This is a genomic window from Pseudomonas sp. FW305-3-2-15-E-TSA4 (genome assembly GCF_058787295.1).
The window spans coordinates 7307-27288 of sequence record NZ_JBYSZP010000032.1 but is presented as its reverse complement, the minus strand read 5'-3'; the positions used below and the strand labels follow the sequence as shown (position 1 = coordinate 27288).

The following is a 19982-nucleotide window of genomic DNA, read 5'->3' as shown; positions in this document are numbered from 1 at the left end:
GTTACCGCAACGCTGTTGGGTACGTCTTCATAGCTGGCAATATCGAAACCTGCGCCGCCAATCAGTTGATCGGCGCCATCGCCGCCGATCAACAGATCATTACCATCGCCACCATTCAAAACATCATTTCCCGCCAACCCGCGTATCTGATCATCGCCCGCAGAACCGATCAGATTATCGGCACCAGCGGTCCCGTTGATTATCGCCATTACATCGTCCTTGTGTTTTTGTGTTGGAAACTACGTTGAAAAACCTGGTAGGAGCTTCCTGATTTCCATATCGCCGTACAGTGTCCTGGCTCAATGAAGCAGGTTGTGCGAAGTTTTGACGCCAAGGTCCCTTACCGGGCAGGGCTGCAACTTCCACACCATAAATTCAGACAAACGGTACGATCGTGAATATGTTTAACCACAAGCATAAAAAAACCGACGCTCAAGGCGTCGGCTTTTTCATGAAGCGGGTAAACCCAATCAGGTCATCTGAATGATGGTCTGCATGATAGTGCTCTGGGTCGAAATGGTCTTGGCGTTCGCCTGATAGTTGCTCTGGCCCTTGATCAGATCCACCAGCTCGTTGGTCAGGTTAACGTTGGACTCTTCCAGCGAGTTGGACGCGATCGAACCCAGCGTACCGGTTTCCGGCGCATCGTAACCCGGGATACCCGAGGCAAAAGTCTCTTTCCAGCTGGTACCGCCGACCGCCTGCAAGCCTTGTTCGTTGGTGAAGCTGGCCAGCGCAACCTGGCCGATGGCCTTGCTCTGGTTGTTGCTGAAGTTGGCGAACAACGTGCCTGTGCCGTCGATGGTCAGGTTGGTGATCTGACCAGTGGCGTAACCATCCTGAGTCGGGATCGAACGGGCGGTGTCAGCGTTGAACTGAGTGGTCTTGGCCATGGATATGGTCACGCCATTGGTGTTGGCAGACGCGCCGTTTGGCGTGAAGGTGCCGTTGGTCACGGTACCCGGTACCCAGCCGGTCAGCTTCAGGTCGCTGCTGATGATCGGCTTGGTCGGATCTGCCGGGTTAGGCGTGCTGACCTGAGTGAGATTGCCCGAACTGTCGAACGTCAGTGTCGAAGCAGTCGGGGCGGTCTTGGTTGGATCGCTGCCGGTTGCATCTGGATTGCGCCCGTCCACCAGGGTGTAGACTTTCCAGGTGTTTTGGCCGGTTTTCACCATGTACTGATCCATGACGTGCGAGTTGCCCTGAGAGTCATAGATAGGCGTGCTGAAGGACTTGGTGTAGGTTTCGAGTTTTGCCGGGTCGAACTTGCCTGCCGCGGCTGTGTCGTCGATCACGGGTGCCGACGAGTTCAGGTTGATGCTTGAAGTCACCAACGAAGTCGATTTCGGCGCCAGGTTTGAAGTGTCGATCTTCAGGTCGGTCAACACACCGTTGATGATCTTGCCGTTAGCGTCCACACCGTAACCTTGCAGACGCGAGGTGTAGTCAGTGTTGGTGATGAAACCGGCATTGTCGACCTTGAACGTACCGGCACGGGTGTAGGTGATCGCGCCGTTGTTGCTCATGGTGAAGAAACCGGAACCGTTGATACCCATGTCCAACACGTTGCCGGTGTTGTTGATGTCACCCTGAGTGAACTGCTGGGACACGTTGGCCAGGCGCACGCCGTTGCCGATGACCTTGCTGCCGCTACCCAGGCGAGTGGCCGAATAGACGTCTTCGAATTCTGCACGGGACGATTTGAAACCGGCGGTCGCGACGTTGGCGATGTTGTTGCCGGTCACGTCCAGTTGTTTGTTGGCTGCATAGAGACCGCTAAGGCCGATATTGAAAGACATATTCCACTCCTTTGTGCCGGTTAGTCGGCTCTATATACCAATGGTTTGTACTTTGGACAGGGCGACGGTGCCCTTGCCGGACAGGTTGAGCATCAGCTCGCCACCGGTCTGGCTGATGGTCACGCTGTTGACCGTGGCTGGCAGGTAGGTCGCCAGATCGGTCGCGGTGCCATTGATCGAGGCGTTGGCTTTGACGGTGTAGGTCCCGGTCTTCACCAGATTGCCATCCTTGTCCTTGCCGTCCCAGGTGAAGCTTGCGCTGCCTGCGGCGCGACTGCCCAGATCGATGGTGCGAACCACCGTGCCGCTGCTGTCGGTAATGCTGACGGTGCCACCGGCAATCGACGACGGCACGGTGACCGAACCGGTCATGCCTTTGCTCGGGTCGTCCAATTGAACGGTGTTGGTCTGCACGATCACGTTGCGGCCAACCAGCGACGACGCCTGCAGGGCTTGCGAGGAGCTGTAGTTGCCGGCCAGCGAACTGACGGTGCTGTTGAGGGTGGTGATGCCCTCAAGACTGCTGAACTGCGCCAACTGTGCTACGAAGGCGCTGTTGTCCTGCGGATCAAGCGGGTTCTGGTTTTTCAGCTGGGTGACCAGCAGTTGCAGGAACGCATCCTTGCCCAGGGCTTTGCCGCCAGTGGCGCTGTTGGTGGCCGAAGCAATGCCACCGGTGGTCGTACTGCTCGTTTTCTTCGAGGAGTTCGCCAGGATGTCATTCATGCTCAGGCTGCTGGTGGTATCGGTAACGCTCATGGCAGTCGCCCCTTATTACTGACCGAGGGTCAGTACCTTCTGCATCATGGTTTTGGCGGTGTTCATCATTTCGGCGTTGGTCTGGAACGAACGGCTCGCGGAAATCATGTCAGCCATTTCTTCCACCACGTTGACGTTCGGGTAGTAGACGTAGCCTTTGGCGTCAGCGGCCGGATGGTTCGGCTCGTAACGCGCTTCGAGGTTGCTCTGGTCTTCGACCACGCCAAGTACCTGCACGCCCTGCCCTGCGGCGTCCTGGCTCTGGAACAGCGAGTTGCTGCCACTGTTCTGGCCGCCCTGGAACATGGTGGCAAACACCGGGTGACGGGCGCGGTAGGTCTGGTCGATGCTCGACGAAACGGTTTCGGCGTTGGCGATGTTCGAAGCCACGGTGTTCAGACGCGTGGTTTGTGCGCTCATGCCGCTGCCGGCAATGTTGAAAACGCTGGACAGGGACATGGATTACTCTCCGCGCAGGGCTGACACCAGCCCTTTGAATTTGCTGTTGAGCAGGGTGAAGCTGGCCTGGAAGCCGACCGCGTTTTCCGCGTAGTTCGACTGCTCAAGCTGAGCGTCAACGGTGTTCTGGTCGATCGAAGGCTGCATCGGCGTGCGATACATCAGCGACTCGTCGCCATTGCCCAGGCCTTCAGCTTCGATGTGACGGCTGTTGGTCATGTTCAGGGCGATGGTGCCGTTGGCGTTCTTCTGGGTCTGTGCTTCAAGCACTTTGGAGAAGTCCAGATCCCGAGCCTTGTAGTTCGGGGTATCGGCGTTGGCGATGTTGTTGGCCAACACTTCGGCACGCTGGGCGCGGAAGCCCAATGCCTTTTCGTGAATGCCGAGCGCTTTATCGAAGCTGATGCTCATGTCGGGAACCTTCGGGTGACCGGTTTTTCGTACCTGAGCTTTAGCAAGCGCCGTGCCAAACAGAACAACCCCCATAAACCGGGGCTTTGCGAGGAGCCGGCAAAGCGGCAATGCCAGAAAAGCGGCAACCGGTTTCCGCTGGCTGCCGCTTTTCTGCCGCTTGCGTGCTCTCGCCAACACCGGACAACTGTGGGAGCGGGCTTGCTCGCGAAGGCGTCGTGTCAGTCAATATTTGTTGTCCTGGCACACCGCCTTCGCGAGCAAGCCCGCTCCCACAGGGGATTTTGTGGTGCGTGAGGGAGATAATTCAGGCACAAAAAAACGGGAGCCCCCAAGGACTCCCGTTTCTCGTGTTGCCCGTGCAATCACTTCGCCTGGTAAATGATCCCCGGGCTGCACTGGACCATCTGGTAATGATCCGGCAAACCGTTCAGCGCTTCGGACGCGCCAAGGAACAGATACCCGCCCGGCTTCAGCGTGCTGTGAATGCGCAACAGGATGTCTTTCTTCACCTCGGCGGAGAAGTAGATCAGCACGTTGCGGCAGAACACGATGTCGAACTTGCCCAGACTGGCGTAGCTGTCGAGCAGGTTGAACGAACGGAATTCCACCCGGTTCTTGATCGGCGCCTTGATCACCCAGCGCCCCGGCCCTTTCGGGTCGAAGTAGCGCTGCAGACGATCGGCGGACAAACCGCGGCCGATCGCCAGGCTGTCGTACTCGCCGGTCTTGCAGTTGGTCAGCATGCTGCCGGACAAGTCCGTGGCAACAATCTGCACGCCCATCTTCAACTGACCGAGGTTGCTGCGCTCGAACTCGTCGATCGACATCGACAGCGAATACGGTTCCTGACCCGACGAGCACGCCGCCGACCAGATCCGCAGACGCTGGTTGGGACTGGCCTTGATCGCCTCGGGCAGCACCTTGTTCTTCAAGACTTCAAACGGATAGGTGTCCCGAAACCACAGGGTTTCGTTGGTCGTCATGGCATCGACCACCTGCTCGCGCAAACCGCTGCGCGGCTGGGTCTGGATGCGCTGTACCAGCTCACCCAGGGACTTGATGCCTTGCTGCTCCATCAGTTTGTTGAGACGGCTCGAGACCAGGTACTGCTTGTTTTCACCGAGCAAAATGCCACAGGCTTTTTCCAGGAAGACCCGGAACTGTTCGAAATCCAAATTACCCGTAGACAATGATGCCGCCTCTTAAATCGTGTTGACCGCCAGGGACAAAAGGTCCCTAGCTGATATCTGCTGCTTTGATCCGGTCGACTACCCGGGATGCCAGGTCATCAGGACGGAATTTGGCCAGGAAGTCATCGGCGCCGACTTTCTTGACCATCGCCTGATTGAATACCCCCGACAACGAAGTATGCAGGATGATATGAAGCTTTTGCATGCGCGGGTCGCTGCGGATCTCCGCCGTCAGGGTGTACCCGTCCATCTCCGGCATCTCGATGTCGGAAATCATCATCAGGAACTCTTCTTCCGGCTTCTTGCCCTCTTCGACCAGCTTGCGCAGGTAATCCAGCGCCTGCTTGCCGTCGTTCAGCGCCACCACTTCGACCCCGACCGTCTGCAGGCAACGCGTGACCTGCTTGCGCGCCACCGACGAGTCATCGACCGTCAGCACCCGCAGCGACAACGCCTTGCTCTGGGTTTCGACATCGACCACACCGACCGAAATCGCCTCGGGCGTCGGCGCCACTTCCGCCAGCACCTTCTCGACATCGATGATTTCGACTAACTGATTGTCGACCCGAGTCACAGCGGTCAGGTAGTGATCGCGCCCGGTGCCCTTGGGCGGCGGATGGATCTCTTCCCAGTTCATGTTGACGATGCGCTCCACCGAGCGAACCAGGAAACCCTGGGTCTTGGTGTTGTACTCCGTGATGATCACGAACGGACTGTTCTTGTCTTTCAACGCCCCGGAACCGGTCGCCATTGCCAGATCAAGGATCGGAATGGTCGCCCCCCGGATATTCGCCACCCCGCACACGACAGGACTGGACTTGGGCATCAACGTCAGCGACGGGCATTGCAGCACTTCCCGCACCTTGAACACGTTGATGCCGTAGAGCTGTTGACCGTCGAGACGGAACAACAACAGCTCCAGGCGATTCTGCCCTACCAGTTGCGTGCGCTGGTTCACCGAATCCATTACACCAGCCATGCCCAGACTCCTACACCAACGCCAAGTGTTGTTGCGACGCACATTCATTGCTAAACGGCACGGCGCTTGCTTTTTAACTCGTATGAACGCTCAAACGACATTTTTCCGACGCCTGACCTCCCGCACCCGCAAAGCGCTGTGCGCGGTGTCTGCCGTCTGCTTCTTCTTCGCTGGCAGCCCTGCCGGTGCTGATACGGTTACCTTGCCTGACATGCTTATCGGCGTCACCCAAGGCTTTCTTGAGTTCACCGTAGAAGACTATCTGGCTACCAGTCAAACGGAAGGCCGCTACGAAATCGAGGTCAACCAGCTCGACCCGCGTATGCGCATGCCTATGTGCGACAAGGAATTGACAGCGTCGCTGGAGAGTCCGGCCCGTCCGCTGGGCCGGGTTACGGTCAAGGTCCGGTGCGAGGGAAGCTCGCCGTGGACGGTGTTCGTGCCCGCTCAAGTCCGCCTGTTTCGCGAGATTGTCACCACCACTCGCCCGCTGAAACGCGCCGGAATTATCGAGCCGCAGGATGTGACCTTGCGTGAACGCGACATCAGCCAGATCAATCAGGGTTTCCTGACGTCGGTGGATGAAGCCATCGGGCAGAAATTGACCCGACCAACGGTCGCCGATCAGGTGATTACCCTGGTGCATCTGGAACAGGCTGAAGTGGTGCGCAAGGGTGATCAGGTGGTCATCATCGCCCGCAGCGGTACGCTCGCCGTGCGCATGCCCGGCGAAGCCCTGGCCAATGGCGGTTTGAAAGAACAGATCCGGGTGAAAAACCTCAATTCCAACCGGGTGATCAAGGCGCAGGTCATCGCGCCGGGCCAGGTGGAAGTGGCCATGTAAAACGCTCAGGCAGAAAACTGGCGCCGGCCTCGATGCTTCCCTAAACTGTGCCGCAGCAGAACACGCTTCGGCACATGCAGCTCATTGCAAAGTGAGCCTAAAGTTTTCCAGGGAATGGCCGAGAACATGGCAAGCGTCCAAATTCCCAGAGGTTTTTAACATGGTCATCGATTTCAGCCGTTTGAACAGCTCCTCGTCACTTACGGGCAGTACACGTACCAGCAACGCCAAGGAAACCGCCGAATCCGGCACCTCCGCGCCGCTGAATACCCAGGCCGAAACGGCCAGTACCGCAAAAAGCGGGGAATCGGTACACCTCAGCAATGAGGCTCAACAGTTGCAGAAGGTCACTGACAAGCTGCGCGATCAGCCTGCCGTCGACAAAGCCCGGGTGGCCGAGTTGAAAGCAGCGATTGCCGATGGCAGCTATAAAGTCGACAGCAACCGTGTAGCCAGCAAACTGCTCAACTTCGAAGCCCAGCGCTAGGCTTTTGCCGGCGCCAGGCTTTTGGACGCTTAAAACCCAAGGCCAGCCATGCACGACACTAATTTATTGCAACTGATCACCGACGACTTTGCTCCAGCTCAACAATTGCTGGAGTTGCTGCAAACCGAGTCCCTCGCTTTGCACGGTCGTGACATGCCTTTGCTCGAAGACATTCTGGCGCGCAAACAGGCATTGATCATTTTGCTTGAACAGCATGGCCGCAAGCGCAGCGAAATCCTCGCCAGCCTCAACCTGCCGCTCGACCGTCAGGGTCTGGAGCAACTGGCCAGCCACTCGAGCATTGGCGACCAGTTGCTGGCCCAGAGCGACGTGTTGACCGACCTGATTGCCCAGTGCCAGGCGGCGAACGTCAAGAACGGCCAGTCGATCCAGATTCAGCAGGCCGCCACGGCCAATCAACTGAAAATCCTCACCGGGGGCGAGCCGCCAGCGTTGTATGACGCCTCGGGCACTTTCGCCAAACCGACCAAGCCGCGTACGCTCAGCCAGGCGTGAGCCATTCGATGTGCCTGCACTATCAACCCGCGAAACATGCTGGCAAAATGCTGGCTAGTCGTAGTCAAATTTTGTCTGGAGATTGAGAAAACGTGCCAAACGCCCTAAGCGCGGATGATAGTCCGCAGCCACCAAAGGTGCTGACCACGCCCCTGGAAATCTCCAGCAACCTGCGCCAGCTGCAAGAAAGCCACGATCCGCTGATCATCACGTTCCACGAGCGCAGCCAGCGCTTTCAGAGCTACCTGATCAAGGTCGACCGCGAAACCGCAACGATTGCCCTGGACGAAATGATCCCGCGCGATGGCGAGCGCTTTCTGCTGGCGGGCGAACCGTTCAAGGTCGAAGGCTTCCACGAGGGCGTGCGCATCGCCTGGGAATGCACCGGTAAGCTGAACATTGAAGAGTCCGAGGGCGATCGCTTCTACACCGGCGAACTGCCGACCGAAGTGGTTTACCACCAGCGCCGCAACGCCTTTCGCGCAGCCCTGAAGCTGACTGACCTGGTCAGCGTCGAACTCGGCGGCGAAAAGCTCAAGGCGCCGATCAACGGCAAACTGCTGGATATTTCCGCCACCGGTTGCAAGCTGCGCTTTGAAGGCGACATCACCGACCGCCTGCAACTGGGCCAGGTCTACGACCGCATGATCGCCGCCCCGCTGTTCGGCAATCAACCGATCTCGGTCGAACTGCGTTATCTGCACTTCGAAGAAAAGCTCAACATCACCTTCGCCGGCCTGCGTTTCCACAACATCAGCGGCCAGGCGGCGCGCAACGTCGAACGCTTCGTCTATCAGTTGCAGCGTGAAGCACGCCGGTTCGATAAAGACGATCTGTAATTCCTACAGGCAAATAGAAAGGGCAGCCCCTCGCGGGACTGCCCTTTTTTATGCGCGATTGAATCTCGCGGCGACTGGAGATCCATTGTGGGAGCGGGCTTGCTCGCGAATACGGCCCGACATTAAAAATTGATGCTGGCTGACACGCCGCCTTCGCGAGCAAGCCCGCTCCCACATTTCAGGGTCTGGCACCACTGATGTCCGGTGCTGGTTTATCGCCCTCATCAGCCGGATCAGTTTCCACCGCCGCTTCAGGCTGCACTTCGGGTTCTGGCTCCGGTTCTGGCGTAACCGTGGTCTGCATCTGCTCCTGCACCACCTGCTCATCCACTCGTGGATCGAGTGCTGCCACCAACGGCGAGCTGGACATGCTGTCCGGCATCGCCACGTGATGCAGCGGCGCGTCGTCGACCTGATGCAGATTGGTCACCGCTTTCGGGCGGATGCGCCACACCAGCACCAGCGCGAAGAAACTGAAAAACGCGTACAGGCTCTGACTGCCGAACAGCTTCATCAGCACACCTGCCAGCAGCGGGCCGATGCTCGCGCCGACACCGTAGGTCACCAGCAGCATCGCCGTCAGCGACACCCGGCGATCGCCCTCGACGTGGTCGTTGGAAAACGCCACCGCCAGCGGGTACAGGCAGAACTGCACCAGCGAACACATGAACCCGACGACAAACAGAACTTCCAGCGGCACCTGCGGCAGGATCGCCAACGGCAACGCCGCCACGGCCAGGAACCCGGCAAAACAGCGGATCAGCAGCGCCCGGTCATAGCGGTCGGACAACCAGCCCAACGGCCACTGCACCAGCAATCCCGCAAAAATGCAGCTACCCATGAACAGACCGACCTGCTCGGTCGACAGCCCCTGCTGCGACGCATACAGCGGCGCCAGACCGTAGAACGAGCCGATGATCAGACCAGCACCGAGCACCGTGCTCAACGATTGCGGCACGCGCTTGATAAAGAAGCGCGGTTCCATCGGTGCCGGATGCAGCGGCGCCGGGTGAATCCGGCGGGTCAGCGCCACCGGCACCAGACACAGGGCAAAACACAGCGCGACCAGCATCAGCAGCTCCAGGCCGAGGCCCGGATGCATGACCAGAATCAACTGACCGAGCACCAGCCCCAGATACGAAGCGATCATGTAGCCGCTGAACACCAGCCCACGCTGGTTGGCGTCGGCCTGCTCGTTGAGCCAGCTCTCGATCACCATGTATTGGCACATCATGCCCAGACCGACGATGGTCCGCAGCACCAGCCACGCCGGCAGCCAGTCGACCAGGCCATGCCCGAGCACCGCCGCGCCGACGATCCCGGCACACGCCGAATACGCTCGAATGTGGCCGACCCGGGCAATCAAGCGGTGACCGATCTTGCCGCCCAGTACCAGGCCGAAATAGTTGGCCGCCATCAGCGCACCGACCCACAGCCCATCGACATGGTCAGCGGCCAGGCGCAATGCCAGGTAAGTAGATAGAAGGCCCGAGCCGATCAACATCATCAGCGAGGCGAAATACAGCGCTCGAAAGGATTTCCAGATTTGGCGCATCGGCGTTCCGAGCGGCTCCTTGCAGTGAGTATCGGACTATCAAGACGATAGCCCGACGGCGACAGTTAGTCAGGCCTGGGCTGCTAGAACACGCCGTTCCCAGGGAGTGATTTCATCAAAGAAGCTGGTCAACTCCATGGTCTTCGAAGCGATGTAGCCTTCGATGAACTCCTGTCCGAACAGTTCCCTGGCCAATTGGCTACGTTTCAGACGCTCGAGCGCGGCATGCAAGGTACACGGCAGCGAAAGATTGTCCGGCACTTCGAATTCGCCCTGAATCGCCGCACTCGGCTCCAGCTCATGCTCGATGCCATGCAAGCCGGCGGCCAGACTCGCGGCAATCGCCAGATACGGGTTGGCATCGGCGCCAGGCAAACGGTTTTCCACGCGTCGAGCCACCGGCGAACTGGCCGGAATCCGAAGCCCTGCGGCGCGGTTGTCGTGCGACCAGCAGGCATTGTTCGGCGACGCATACGGGTGACACAGACGCTGATAGGAGTTTACGTTCGGCGCAAACAGCGCTGTGAAATCAGCCATGCCCGCCTGCTGCCCACCGATGAAATGGCGGAACATTGCGGTCGGCTGGCCGCTCTCGTCGCTGAACACATTCTTGCCGGTGGCGATCTCGACCAGGCTCTGGTGAATGTGCATCGAACTGCCCGGCGTGTGCGCCAGCGGCTTGGCCATGCACACTACGCTCAGACCATGCTTGAGCGCGACTTCCTTGAGCAGGTGTTTGAACAGGAAGGTCTGATCGGCGAGCAACAGCGGATCACCGTGCAGCAAGTTGATCTCGAACTGGCTGACGCCCATTTCATGCATGAAGGTATCGCGTGGCAGACCGAGGGCTGCCATGCATTTATAGACTTCGCTGAAGAATGGCCGCAGGCCATTGTTGGAACTGACACTGAACGCCGACTGCCCATCCTCGCGACGCCCGTCGAGGCCGACTGGCGGACGGAACGGCTGAGTCGGATCGGTGTTCGGCGCGAAGACGAAGAATTCCAGCTCGGTCGCCACTACCGGCGCCAGACCGCGTGCGGCGTAACGGGCGATGACTTTCTTGAGTTGGCCACGGGTCGACAGGTTGGAGCTTTCGCCGCTCAGTTCGTCGGCATCGCAGATGGCCAGGGCACGTGGCTCGTCGCTCCATGGCAGGGGATGGATCATGCTCGGCTCGGCCACCAGCGCCAGGTCGCCGTCATCGCTGCCGTAAAACCGCGCCGGCGGATAACCGCCCATGATGCATTGCAGCAGCACTCCCCGCGCCATCTGCAAACGCCGCCCTTCGAGGAAACCCTCGGCGGTCATCACCTTGCCGCGCGGCACGCCGTTCAAATCCGGCGTGACACATTCAATCTCATCAATGCCGGTCAGTCGCTGCGCGAGTGAACGCTGGCCATCGGTTGTCATGACGCAATCCTTGTTATTGTGCGAGCCGCAAGCGGCGACCCGTACAAAATAGGCTCCGGCTGTTCGGAATATCAAGCAGCGTCAAACAAAAACCCGAGTCACGGCAGATAAAGGCTGAACACCCCGCCACCCAACGGCCCGCCATTGCGAATTTCGGTGTGCCCGACCACGCCATTGCGCTGATGCAAAGCAGCAATGCGATTGGCGAAATACAGGCCCAGGCCGGTGCTGCCGCTGCCGTGATTGATGCCCTGCACGTAATCGGCTTGACGCTCGAGCATCTCGGCCGGGTAACCGTCGCCGTCATCGTTGATGCTCAACACCAGTTGCCCGGCCTCGTCGCTGACGGTAATCAGCAGCGACTCGCGGGCATAACGAATCGCGTTGTTGATGCAGTTGCCCAATACCGACGCCACCAATTCGCGATCGAAGAAACCCAGCGGGCTCAGCGGATCAACTTCGTAGGTAGCAATGATCCCGCGACTGGCGAACACCTCTTGATGCGCGGCCAGTTGCGCCTCAATGAAATCATCCAGCTCGTGATACGCCGGTTGCAGCGGCAACTGGTTGACGCCGAGCTTGTACAGTCCAAGCAGTTGCACCAGCATGCCGTTGAGGTGGGCGAACTCGAAGTCGATCACACCCTGCTCCGCCCCGCTACGCTGCTCTTGAGGCAAGCGCGCCAGCCACTGGCTGTGGGCTTGCATCAGCATCGCCAGCGAGTTCTTCATGTCGTGAACGGTGGAGGCGATCACCGTGGAGAAATCCAGCGCCTGCTCGTCTTGGTTCATTCGCCAAACGCCTTGCTTTTCAGCTTCTGATAACGCGCATAACGCGCGTCGGTGTCGGGCATCAGGCCGACCATTTTCAGGCAGGCCCGACATTCTTCCAGCTCCGCCGACGGCACACTGGTGTCGGTGCCGTGCAGCAGCGACTGGGCCATGTTCAGCGCGATACTGATGTTCTTCGGTTGCATCTTCAGCGCCTTGCGGAACACCTCGCGGGCCTCCACCAGATTGCCGGTCTTGTACACGCGCACGCCCTGACGGTTGAGGTCGGCGGCGGCGTTGCTCGAACTGAGGATAGTCGGGTCGTCGGTGAGCTTGGCGATGTCTTTCATCACCGCCGGATCGTCACCGTAGATCTCCGCACAGCTCTTGAGCATCGAAGTGCCCGCCTCGGCCTGACCGAGCATCTGCAATTGCTTGGCGACCAGCAGCGCCGCTTCAGGGCTCATGAACTGTTCCATGCCGTCGAGGCGCATCAGTGCTTGCTCGGTAAGCTTGTCGGCGGTCTCGGCATCGTTGAGCAGCAGACTGGTGGCCTTCATCAGCCGCGCACGAATCTGCAGGCCGGGGTCAGACGGGTTCTCTTTGGCAACGGCGCTGAGCGTGGTGTTGATCTCCAGCCGCGTGCGCGTGTCGAGACCGCGCTCACTGCCCTTGCTGATCAAGGCATGAGCGAGGCCAAGGTTGCTTTCCGGATCCTTGAACCGCGACTGCGCGCCCTGCGCCACTGCCTGGCGATACGCCCGGGAAGCGGTGTCGAAATCCTCGTTGGCCATCGCCAGTTTGCCGAGCAACGCCTGCCGGCGCACCGCCAGCGGCGACAAACGAATCGCCTCCTCCAGCACCCGCTGCGCGCCTTTGGTATCGCCCTCGGCGACCAGCACATCGGCCATGCCGTCGTACAGCGCCGGCATCATCGGGAACACTTTCAGCGCCTTTTCGTAAACATCTTTGGCCTGCGCCACTTGCCCACGCTTGAACAACAACTTGCCCAGCCCGGCAAACGCCCACGGCAACGGCCGATCAGCAATGATGCTGTCGTAGAGGCGTTCAAGGGCTTCGTTCTGGTTCATGTCGCGCAGCGCATCGGCGCGATAACGCAGGCACAGCGGCGAATAACGGATGTCCTGCTTGCACAGCGCAATACAGGCATTGAGCACCTCGACCGGTTTACCGCGATCAAGGGCTTGCAGAATCGGTTTGAGCAACGTCTTGCGCTGCTCCAGACGCTCCAGGCGCTGCGCCAGGCCGGAGCGGTTGAACGGCTTGGTCAGGTAGGCATCCGGCTCATGCTCCAGGGCACTGAGCACCATCGCCTGACTGGTCTCGGCCGTGACCATGACAAACACCGCTTCATGGCTGATGAGCTTTTCCGACATCAAGTCTTCCAGCACCTGCTGGCCATTCTTCTTGCCGTCGCCGAGGTGGAAATCCTGCAGAATGAAATCGTAGGACTTCTGCGCACACATCTTCAGCGCTTGCTCGCCGGTATCGGCGGTATCCACGTCCTTGACCCCCAGTTCGCGCAGCATCGAGCGTACGGAACTGCGGAAATCCGAGAAATCATCGACGATCAGAAAACTCTTTTGGTGATACGACAGCATCGAGGATTTCCAGGCAATTGAAGTGAGGGCAATTTCAGGCGCGCAGATGATAGCTGCCGGCCAAATGCTATCAAGCGATTTCACGCGACTTTTAAGTCACCGAGTGGGTTATCGGCCACAAGTGACGTTCTCTGAAGCGGACACTTCAAGATTCCTCGCGCAGCGATTAACCTGCGCACCGACTCACCTTTTCCCCCTACAAGGTTTATCTCGTGTACATCAAAGGACGTTGCATCATGTCCGCCTGTGCGCTGCTGTTTTTCCAGCAGGCGATGGCGGGCGGAATGGATTGTGCGAAAGCGGCGAGTGCCGTGGAGAAGGCTGTCTGTGCGAATAAAGGGTTGTATGCGCTGGATGCGCAGATGGGTGCGGCTTATCGGGAGCTGATGAAGATCTCCGGTGATAAGCAGTCTGAACTTAAGCGCACACAACGGTTGTGGCTCAAGACACGTAATCAGTGCGAAGCGGGTATTGCTTGCCTTGAACAAAGTTATCGTGGCCGGTTGAAGTTATTACAGGCGCAGCAGATGGATGCCGTTGCGCACAGACCGACCGACATCGACAAACAGGTTCTGGAAGATCTGCAACGCAGCATTCAGGCGGCCAGCGAGGGCGGCAATCGCGAGGTGGCGGTTGAACGAGTGCTGGCTTCACTGGCTTTCAACTCTGAAGAGGCATCGTTTTCAGGCGACTCCGACAAAGAAAACCCCAGCGAGCAAACGCACTTTCCAGCTTCGATTCCCAAAGACGTTACACCGGATGAATGGAAGGCATTGACCGCCACCGAAATCGATGCGGCAGCAGAAACCGGTCAAACCTCCTACTCGTTGCTGGACATGGACGGCGACGGGCAACGAGACCTGATCGTCCAGACTTACGCCGGTGGCACCGGCATGTTTACCTACGTGGAAACCTGGCGCCGAGACGGTGACCATTTTGTCAAAAGGTCTCCTGAGCCTGAAAGCGCGCTGTTCTATACCAATGATCGCGGAGCCAACCAATCGGCGTACTGGATCAAGGCTCGGGGCAATATTTACCTCGCCTACCGCAACGGTGCCTACGGCGTTGATCACATCTACTTGCTCAATCCGTTGAAGATCAACCGTGAAGTGCCTACCGTGACGGTGCGATATGGCTACTACTTAAACGTGCCCACCACCCAACACAAGGATGACGGCGCCAGCACCTTTGAGTTGGAACCTGATCTGCGGCTTACGCTCAATCAGGCAATCACCAAGGCGAACGAAGCACGCCCCCGTAAACCGGACACTCAGCGCACGCCTCTTTGCCCGATTCCTGCAACAGGCGCAGGCGAGAGCGATTACTACAGCTACGGCCCGGTGCATTACTCGGTGGAAGATGTTTTCGACCTGCCGGTGATTATCGGTAACGAATGCTACATCGGAAAACTGGTTGACTGGTTTGGCAGCTACGACGAAAAACATGGCTTGTTTGCACAACTGGCACTGCGAAAACCGGACATTGATGCAGATGGGCGCAGTTTCGAGGTCAACGGGCGCCGGCATGTGATCGAAGTCAGCACCTCAATTGGCAAGGCCGACGGCGGAGCACTGAACTGAGCCACTTATTACGAGCATGAAAAAGCCCCGCCAGATCATCCTGTGCGGGGCTTTTTTCGAACCGTTGCAAGGCTCCGAATAATGGTGTCCCAGGGCAGGTTCGAACTGCCAACCTTCCCCTTAGGAGGGGGATGCTCTATCCAATTGAGCTACTGAGACACTGAGTTGTCGCGGCCGGACACGGCGCGACGGACGGCGAGCATGTTAACGGCCAGCCCTTGGTTTGTCATGTCGTCCATGGGTTTTTTAAGTGTAGGCAGGCGCCTTGCAATGCTGCGGGAACATTTACCGTGCAATTTGCACTACCGCAAAAAGCCATCATTGCAGATTGCAACCCGACACTTGCTAAAAACCCTTCCAAATGCTTGTTTTTAAAGGACTTCACAGCGGTTAGACTGTTGGCACGCCGGGTGCTTTGTCTGTTCGTATAACAGAACAAACGGAGTCCGCCCCATGAACAGCACTCTCCTGCTCGCAAATGCAATCGCCCTCGCGGTTTTGGTTGGCTTTCATTTTGTTCCAGAGAGTGCTGAACCGGTGGCTCAGCGTATGCCGCATTATTTGCAGGTGCAGAAAGCGCCGCAGTTGGCGGTACTGAGCGGTCAGACCGACTTCGCGGCGCAGGCGGTCAATGAGCCTGAGCAAGCATTGCCGACGCGCGACACCGAACGTCTGGTTTTTTGAAATATCTTCAGGAGTACAGCATGTCCAGATCAGCCGCAGGATTTCTGATCCTCGCCTTATTGAGTGGCGTTGTGCATTTTTCGCTGTTCGAGGAAACCTCAGTCACCCTGCCCCTGATTGGCTGCGGCGTGTTTGCGGTGTTGTTTGTGCTGGCCCTGGTGGCCGGGCGCAGGATCAAGTTTGATCCGGTGCTCCGTTAAGTCGGATCAAGTCCAGCAGTTGCTTGACGGCATCCGCCAGGTCGCCGGAATTGTCGATCAGATGCACAGGCAAGTCAGTTGCCCTTCTGTCCTTGAACAGCGTATTACGCGCCAGCCTTGCATCGATCTGCTCAGGCGTCTCCCGACCACGCCTGAGCAGGCGTTCACGCAAGACCTCGTCCTTGACCGTCAGCAGCACTGGCAGCAACGTCGGATAGCGCTCCAGCGCCTGACGCAGGTTGGCGCGCGAACCGTTCACCAGCACATGCCGTCCGGCACTTAACCACTCGTCGATTTCTGACGGGATGCCGTAAGCCAGCCCATTGGCGTGCCATGCCAGCGCGAAATCCCCGGCTTGCTGGCGTCGCGCGAACTCTTCAGGCGATACGCCGATGGCATCTTCACCGACCGATTCCGCCGAGCGGGTGATCACTCGGCGGATGATTTCGCAGTTCATAACCCGCAGTGGCTCACGCGCAGCCTCGATCAGGCTGTCCTTGCCCGAGCCAGAGGGTCCCATCAGATAAATAAGCCTGCCATCCATCCTGAAAACGCCCTCCAACGGGTGTTTGCCCTAGTAAATCGGCAAATTGCCACTATCCTGTACACATAAGGAACAAGGATCGAAAGCCGCATAGCATGCACGTTCTGAGGTCTTCGGACATCAATGGATGTGCATCAGGACGCGGCCAGTGATGCGGGTCGAGGCAAAGTTTTCCAACCAGTCCGCATTTCTGATAATTGGTGCTGGCATTACGCCTTTACCCAGCTCAATATTTGTCACAGAATTGACGCCAATGATCTGGCAATTTTGAGGCATGATGCGGGCCTCTTAACAATTCAGGTTGAACCATTTGGCGCGGATGCTTGTCCTACCACACATCCTGCGGCCAATCCCGAGAACCGCTCCCCTGAACTAACCGGTTAAATATATGCGCCCATTGAAACAGGCAATTTATTCCAGCCGTACGGCTGACAAGTTCGTCGTACGTCTGCCAGACGGGATGCGTGAACGCATTGCCGAGGTGGCTCGCAATCATCATCGCAGCATGAACTCCGAAATCATTGCGCGCCTTGAGCAGAGTCTTATTCAGGAAGGTGCACTGGGCGAAGAGTTGAGCATGCGCCTGGACAGCCCGGAGCTTTCGCTGCATGAGCGTGAGCTGCTGCAACGCTTCCGTCAGCTGTCGCACCGTCAACAGAACGCACTGGTGTCGCTGATCGCTCACGACGCCGAGATGGCCGCAGACGCGTCCTGAGTTGTGCCGAACATCTCAAGCCAGCTTAAGTGCTGGCTTTTTTTTACCCGGATTTTAATCACGACAATCCAAGGCAGACTTTGTGGTGAGGGGATTTATCCCCGACGGACTGCGCAGCAGGCCCTCTTCCGGGGTCGCTGCGCAACCCATCGGGGATAAATCCCCTCACTACAGATAACTACACAGGCACAAAAAAGCCCGCCATTTCGGCGGGCTTTTGTATGGCAGCGAATCAGAGCAGGAAGATCGTCGCCAACCCCAGAAAGATGAAGAAGCCACCGCTGTCGGTCATGGCCGTGATCATCACGCTGGCGCCCATCGCCGGGTCTCGGCCCATCTTGGCCAGCGTCATCGGGATCAACACCCCCATCAGCGCCGCGAGCAGCAGGTTGAGAGTCATCGCCGCCGTCATCACCACACCCAGCGACCAGCTGCCGTAAAGCAGGTAGGCGACCACACCGATCACCCCACCCCAGACCAGACCGTTGATCAACCCCACCGCCAGTTCCTTGCGCATCAGGCGCGAGGTGTTGCCGGTGCTGACCTGGTCGAGCGCCATGGCACGCACGATCATGGTGATCGTCTGGTTACCGGAGTTGCCGCCGATACCCGCCACAATCGGCATCAGCGCCGCCAGCGCCACCAGTTTCTCGATCGAGCCTTCGAACAGACCGATCACCCGCGACGCGACAAATGCCGTGATCAGGTTGATCGCCAGCCACGCCCAACGGTTGCGCAGGGATTTCCAGACCGAGGCGAAGATGTCTTCCTCTTCACGCAGACCGGCCATGTTGAGGACTTCGCTTTCGCTCTCCTCACGAATCAGGTCGACCATTTCGTCGATGGTCAGACGGCCGATCAGCTTGCCGTTCTTGTCGACCACCGGGGCCGAGATCAAGTCGTAACGCTCGAACGCCTGAGCAGCGTCATAGGCGTCTTCGTCCGGGTGAAAACTCACCGGATCGCTGGCCATGACTTCAGAAACCTGTTTCTCCGGGTCGTTGACCAGCAAACGCTTGATTGGCAGCACGCCTTTGAGCACACCGTCGTAATCGACCACGAACAGTTTGTCGGTGTGGCCCGGCAGCTCTTTGAGACGACGCAGGTAACGCAGAACCACTTCGAGGCTGACATCCTCACGGATGGTCACCATCTCGAAGTCCATCAGCGCACCGACCTGCTCCTCGTCATAGGACAAGGCCGAACGCACGCGCTCGCGTTGCTGCTGGTCAAGCGTCTCCATCAGCTCATGGACGACGTCTCGCGGCAGCTCGGAGGCCAGGTCAGCGAGTTCGTCGGCATCCATGTCCTTGGCCGCAGCCAGGAGCTCGTGATCGTCCATGTCGGCGATCAGCGTTTCCCGAACGGAATCGGATACTTCGAGAAGAATGTCGCCGTCGCGATCAGCCTTGACCAGTTGCCAGAGCGTCAGACGGTCGTCCAGCGGCAAGGCTTCAAGGATGTAGGCAACGTCGGCGGAGTGCAGATCATCGAGTTTGCGTTGCAGCTCGACGAGGTTCTGCCGGTGAACCAGGTTCTCGACCCGGTCGTGGTGCGCGCCTTCCTGGCGATGAGTCAGGTCTTCGACAACCTTCTGGCGCTGCAGCAGCTCAACGACCTGAGCCAGGCGATCCTGCAGGCTTTCCTGGGTTTTCTTTACTTCGATTTCGGACATAGGCGAACTCCACTCCCAGCAGCGGGGCACGCCGGAAGGATCAATCAGTCAATTCATGATTGGTGAAACGGGCTACTAAGTAACTACTGGGTAAGTCCATGGAGGTTTTCCATAAGCCCCGGCGGGGCTGACGGGCGCAATGATACACCGCCTGACGGTTTTAAACGTTAAAAAATCGCGGTCGAAACAAGTGCTTGCGCGACAAAGTTGAGCGCTGTCCTGACCCGTGCAGATGCGACGACTCATCTTGAAAAGAAAACACACCGGCGTTGAAAAATGTAGCGGCTACCCTTGAGCGTAGACCGTCATGGAGGACGTCGAATGCTATCCAGAACATGCCTTTTTGTAGTCGCCAGCCTGCTCTGCCTGCCACCCGCCGGAGCCGCCACCACCCTTCACCGCTGCGAGGCTGCCGACGGCGGCATCACCTTCACGACCCTGAGCTGTGCGAGCGACGAGCAGCTTTCAGAGCAACAGGTTCACCCTTACTCGCCCGGATCCGTCGTACCGATCATGCCGGAACACAACCATGAGGAAATATCCGGTATGACAATCAGGGGACGTGAACCGGGCATCGTTGGCCGCCTGGCGGACAAATGCGGCAACCTGATCGATGCCAGGCAGCGCCGCGCAGCAATCATCAATCAACGAGTGATTGCCGGCATGAGCCAACAGGATGTCGAGCGCGCGCTCGGCAAACCGGACAAGGTGAATATTCGAACGTCGACGACGAGCTATCGCTATGACCTGAAAAGAGGCCGAAGTGCTCAAGTCGATTTTGACGAGAAGGGATGCGTGAAAGGAAAAGCCAAATCGCAGGCAACAAAAAGCCCGCGTTAAACGCGGGCTTCTTGAATATGGTGCACTCGACAGGATTCGAACCTGTGACCGCTCGGTTCGTAGCCGAGTACTCTATCCAGCTGAGCTACGAGTGC

General features: G+C 58.4%; 22 protein-coding genes and 2 tRNA genes. 9 read left to right on the top strand and 15 right to left on the bottom strand.

From position 1 onward, the window contains the following. From AC3WMV_RS28030 to AC3WMV_RS28000, 7 genes are all read right to left on the bottom strand, one after another. The coding region (locus AC3WMV_RS28030) for a calcium-binding protein (protein WP_492561406.1) at positions 1–209 on the bottom strand (209 nt) is incomplete at its 3' end. Between the two features lie 261 nt (positions 210–470). Continuing rightward, positions 471–1802, bottom strand: coding sequence for a flagellar hook protein FlgE (gene flgE, locus AC3WMV_RS28025; RefSeq protein ID WP_096796809.1), 1332 nt, complete (start codon positions 1800–1802; stop codon positions 471–473). Between the two features lie 30 nt (positions 1803–1832). Then, positions 1833–2561, bottom strand: coding sequence for a flagellar hook assembly protein FlgD (gene flgD / locus AC3WMV_RS28020; RefSeq protein ID WP_096796810.1), 729 nt, complete (start codon positions 2559–2561; stop codon positions 1833–1835). 15 nt (positions 2562–2576) lie between these two features. After that, positions 2577–3020 carry a flagellar basal body rod protein FlgC gene (gene flgC / locus AC3WMV_RS28015; protein ID WP_003227217.1) on the bottom strand — a complete coding sequence of 148 codons (444 nt, stop codon included), beginning with the start codon at positions 3018–3020 and terminating at the stop codon, positions 2577–2579. 3 nt (positions 3021–3023) lie between these two features. After that, positions 3024–3431, bottom strand: a complete 408-nt coding sequence (gene flgB / locus AC3WMV_RS28010; protein ID WP_007917581.1) for a flagellar basal body rod protein FlgB — start codon at positions 3429–3431, stop codon at positions 3024–3026. Positions 3432–3796: 365 nt separating this feature from the next. After that, complete coding sequence (cheR, locus tag AC3WMV_RS28005; protein ID WP_007963053.1) at positions 3797–4624, bottom strand: protein-glutamate O-methyltransferase CheR; 828 nt, start codon at positions 4622–4624, stop codon at positions 3797–3799. Between the two features lie 46 nt (positions 4625–4670). Beyond that, on the bottom strand, positions 4671–5603 hold the full coding sequence (locus AC3WMV_RS28000) for a chemotaxis protein CheV (protein ID WP_103368760.1): 933 nt from the start codon (positions 5601–5603) through the stop codon (positions 4671–4673). Positions 5604–5685: 82 nt separating this feature from the next. On the opposite strand from AC3WMV_RS28000, the gene flgA reads away from it, so the two are divergent. The 4 genes from flgA to AC3WMV_RS27980 all read left to right on the top strand — a co-directional run bounded on the left by flgA (position 5686) and on the right by AC3WMV_RS27980 (position 8289). Next, complete coding sequence (flgA, locus tag AC3WMV_RS27995; protein WP_027612276.1) at positions 5686–6447, top strand: flagellar basal body P-ring formation chaperone FlgA; 762 nt, start codon at positions 5686–5688, stop codon at positions 6445–6447. Between the two features lie 160 nt (positions 6448–6607). Continuing rightward, complete coding sequence (gene flgM / locus AC3WMV_RS27990; protein ID WP_007917589.1) at positions 6608–6934, top strand: flagellar biosynthesis anti-sigma factor FlgM; 327 nt, start codon at positions 6608–6610, stop codon at positions 6932–6934. A gap of 48 nt (positions 6935–6982) precedes the next feature. Beyond that, entirely contained in the window at positions 6983–7450 is a 468-nt protein-coding gene (locus AC3WMV_RS27985; protein ID WP_007963060.1) for a flagella synthesis protein FlgN, read from the top strand. Between the two features lie 92 nt (positions 7451–7542). Then, entirely contained in the window at positions 7543–8289 is a 747-nt protein-coding gene (locus AC3WMV_RS27980) for a flagellar brake protein (RefSeq protein ID WP_103368761.1), read from the top strand. Positions 8290–8467: 178 nt separating this feature from the next. Here the strand turns inward: AC3WMV_RS27980 and AC3WMV_RS27975 are convergent, their stop codons facing one another. From AC3WMV_RS27975 to AC3WMV_RS27960, 4 genes are all read right to left on the bottom strand, one after another. After that, positions 8468–9844, bottom strand: coding sequence for an MFS transporter (locus AC3WMV_RS27975; RefSeq protein WP_097085801.1), 1377 nt, complete (start codon positions 9842–9844; stop codon positions 8468–8470). 69 nt (positions 9845–9913) lie between these two features. Then, entirely contained in the window at positions 9914–11155 is a 1242-nt protein-coding gene (locus AC3WMV_RS27970) for a glutamine synthetase family protein (RefSeq protein ID WP_178085257.1), read from the bottom strand. 200 nt (positions 11156–11355) lie between these two features. Next, the gene (locus AC3WMV_RS27965) at positions 11356–12048 is read right to left on the bottom strand and encodes a sensor histidine kinase (protein ID WP_103368763.1); all 693 of its coding nucleotides are present in this window, start codon (positions 12046–12048) and stop codon (positions 11356–11358) included. Further along, positions 12045–13649, bottom strand: a complete 1605-nt coding sequence (locus tag AC3WMV_RS27960) for a tetratricopeptide repeat-containing response regulator (protein ID WP_047295822.1) — start codon at positions 13647–13649, stop codon at positions 12045–12047. The genes AC3WMV_RS27965 and AC3WMV_RS27960 overlap by 4 nt, the downstream gene beginning before the upstream one ends. 236 nt (positions 13650–13885) lie before the next feature. Here AC3WMV_RS27960 and AC3WMV_RS27955 point away from each other — a divergent pair, with 236 nt between their 5' ends. Continuing rightward, positions 13886–15229: a lysozyme inhibitor LprI family protein gene (locus AC3WMV_RS27955; RefSeq protein ID WP_219738135.1), complete on the top strand. Its 1344-nt coding sequence runs from the start codon at positions 13886–13888 to the stop codon at positions 15227–15229. 82 nt (positions 15230–15311) lie between these two features. On the opposite strand, the gene AC3WMV_RS27950 is transcribed toward AC3WMV_RS27955, so the two are convergent. Beyond that, positions 15312–15388 (bottom strand) — tRNA-Arg (locus AC3WMV_RS27950). A gap of 294 nt (positions 15389–15682) precedes the next feature. On the opposite strand from AC3WMV_RS27950, the gene AC3WMV_RS27945 reads away from it, so the two are divergent. Together AC3WMV_RS27945 and AC3WMV_RS27940 are read left to right on the top strand one after the other, a co-directional pair. Beyond that, positions 15683–15913 (top strand): hypothetical protein, encoded by a 231-nt coding sequence (locus AC3WMV_RS27945; protein WP_103368766.1) that lies wholly within the window; start codon positions 15683–15685, stop codon positions 15911–15913. Between the two features lie 20 nt (positions 15914–15933). Continuing rightward, positions 15934–16113, top strand: a complete 180-nt coding sequence (locus AC3WMV_RS27940; RefSeq protein ID WP_027612267.1) for a PA3371 family protein — start codon at positions 15934–15936, stop codon at positions 16111–16113. Here AC3WMV_RS27940 and phnN read toward each other — a convergent pair. Then, the gene (gene phnN, locus AC3WMV_RS27935; protein WP_103368767.1) at positions 16088–16657 is read right to left on the bottom strand and encodes a phosphonate metabolism protein/1,5-bisphosphokinase (PRPP-forming) PhnN; all 570 of its coding nucleotides are present in this window, start codon (positions 16655–16657) and stop codon (positions 16088–16090) included. The two genes, AC3WMV_RS27940 and phnN, sit on opposite strands and share 26 nt — an antisense overlap. Positions 16658–17045: 388 nt before the next feature. On the opposite strand from phnN, the gene AC3WMV_RS27930 reads away from it, so the two are divergent. Next, positions 17046–17372: an Arc family DNA-binding protein gene (locus tag AC3WMV_RS27930; protein WP_003178899.1), complete on the top strand. Its 327-nt coding sequence runs from the start codon at positions 17046–17048 to the stop codon at positions 17370–17372. 232 nt (positions 17373–17604) lie between these two features. Here the strand turns inward: AC3WMV_RS27930 and mgtE are convergent, their stop codons facing one another. Further along, on the bottom strand, positions 17605–19047 hold the full coding sequence (mgtE, locus tag AC3WMV_RS27925; protein ID WP_047599679.1) for a magnesium transporter: 1443 nt from the start codon (positions 19045–19047) through the stop codon (positions 17605–17607). A 321-nt stretch (positions 19048–19368) separates the two neighbouring features. Between mgtE and AC3WMV_RS27920 the strand changes: the two genes are divergently transcribed. Continuing rightward, a complete protein-coding gene (locus tag AC3WMV_RS27920) occupies positions 19369–19887 on the top strand; it encodes a cell envelope protein SmpA (RefSeq protein WP_103368768.1) in 519 nt (172 codons plus the stop codon). An 18-nt stretch (positions 19888–19905) separates the two neighbouring features. Here AC3WMV_RS27920 and AC3WMV_RS27915 read toward each other — a convergent pair. Continuing rightward, positions 19906–19982 (bottom strand) — tRNA-Arg (locus AC3WMV_RS27915).

Excerpts from the sequence above, each read along its gene's own strand:
- AC3WMV_RS27970 (WP_178085257.1), bottom strand. The coding sequence starts at position 11,155 with ATGACCGCCGAGGGTTTCCTCGAAGGGCGGCGTTTGCAGATGGCGCGG.
- AC3WMV_RS28000 (WP_103368760.1), bottom strand. The coding sequence starts at position 5,603 with ATGGCTGGTGTAATGGATTCGGTGAACCAGCGCACGCAACTGGTAGGG.
- AC3WMV_RS27960 (WP_047295822.1), bottom strand. The coding sequence starts at position 13,649 with ATGCTGTCGTATCACCAAAAGAGTTTTCTGATCGTCGATGATTTCTCG.
- flgM (WP_007917589.1), top strand. The coding sequence starts at position 6,608 with ATGGTCATCGATTTCAGCCGTTTGAACAGCTCCTCGTCACTTACGGGC.
- flgE (WP_096796809.1), bottom strand. The coding sequence starts at position 1,802 with ATGTCTTTCAATATCGGCCTTAGCGGTCTCTATGCAGCCAACAAACAA.
- mgtE (WP_047599679.1), bottom strand. The coding sequence starts at position 19,047 with ATGTCCGAAATCGAAGTAAAGAAAACCCAGGAAAGCCTGCAGGATCGC.
- AC3WMV_RS27940 (WP_027612267.1), top strand. The coding sequence starts at position 15,934 with ATGTCCAGATCAGCCGCAGGATTTCTGATCCTCGCCTTATTGAGTGGC.
- AC3WMV_RS27945 (WP_103368766.1), top strand. The coding sequence starts at position 15,683 with ATGAACAGCACTCTCCTGCTCGCAAATGCAATCGCCCTCGCGGTTTTG.
- flgC (WP_003227217.1), bottom strand. The coding sequence starts at position 3,020 with ATGTCCCTGTCCAGCGTTTTCAACATTGCCGGCAGCGGCATGAGCGCA.
- flgD (WP_096796810.1), bottom strand. The coding sequence starts at position 2,561 with ATGAGCGTTACCGATACCACCAGCAGCCTGAGCATGAATGACATCCTG.
- flgA (WP_027612276.1), top strand. The coding sequence starts at position 5,686 with ATGAACGCTCAAACGACATTTTTCCGACGCCTGACCTCCCGCACCCGC.
- AC3WMV_RS27965 (WP_103368763.1), bottom strand. The coding sequence starts at position 12,048 with ATGAACCAAGACGAGCAGGCGCTGGATTTCTCCACGGTGATCGCCTCC.
- AC3WMV_RS27930 (WP_003178899.1), top strand. The coding sequence starts at position 17,046 with ATGCGCCCATTGAAACAGGCAATTTATTCCAGCCGTACGGCTGACAAG.
- flgB (WP_007917581.1), bottom strand. The coding sequence starts at position 3,431 with ATGAGCATCAGCTTCGATAAAGCGCTCGGCATTCACGAAAAGGCATTG.
- AC3WMV_RS27955 (WP_219738135.1), top strand. The coding sequence starts at position 13,886 with ATGTCCGCCTGTGCGCTGCTGTTTTTCCAGCAGGCGATGGCGGGCGGA.
- AC3WMV_RS27975 (WP_097085801.1), bottom strand. The coding sequence starts at position 9,844 with ATGCGCCAAATCTGGAAATCCTTTCGAGCGCTGTATTTCGCCTCGCTG.
- AC3WMV_RS27920 (WP_103368768.1), top strand. The coding sequence starts at position 19,369 with ATGCTATCCAGAACATGCCTTTTTGTAGTCGCCAGCCTGCTCTGCCTG.
- phnN (WP_103368767.1), bottom strand. The coding sequence starts at position 16,657 with ATGGATGGCAGGCTTATTTATCTGATGGGACCCTCTGGCTCGGGCAAG.
- AC3WMV_RS27985 (WP_007963060.1), top strand. The coding sequence starts at position 6,983 with ATGCACGACACTAATTTATTGCAACTGATCACCGACGACTTTGCTCCA.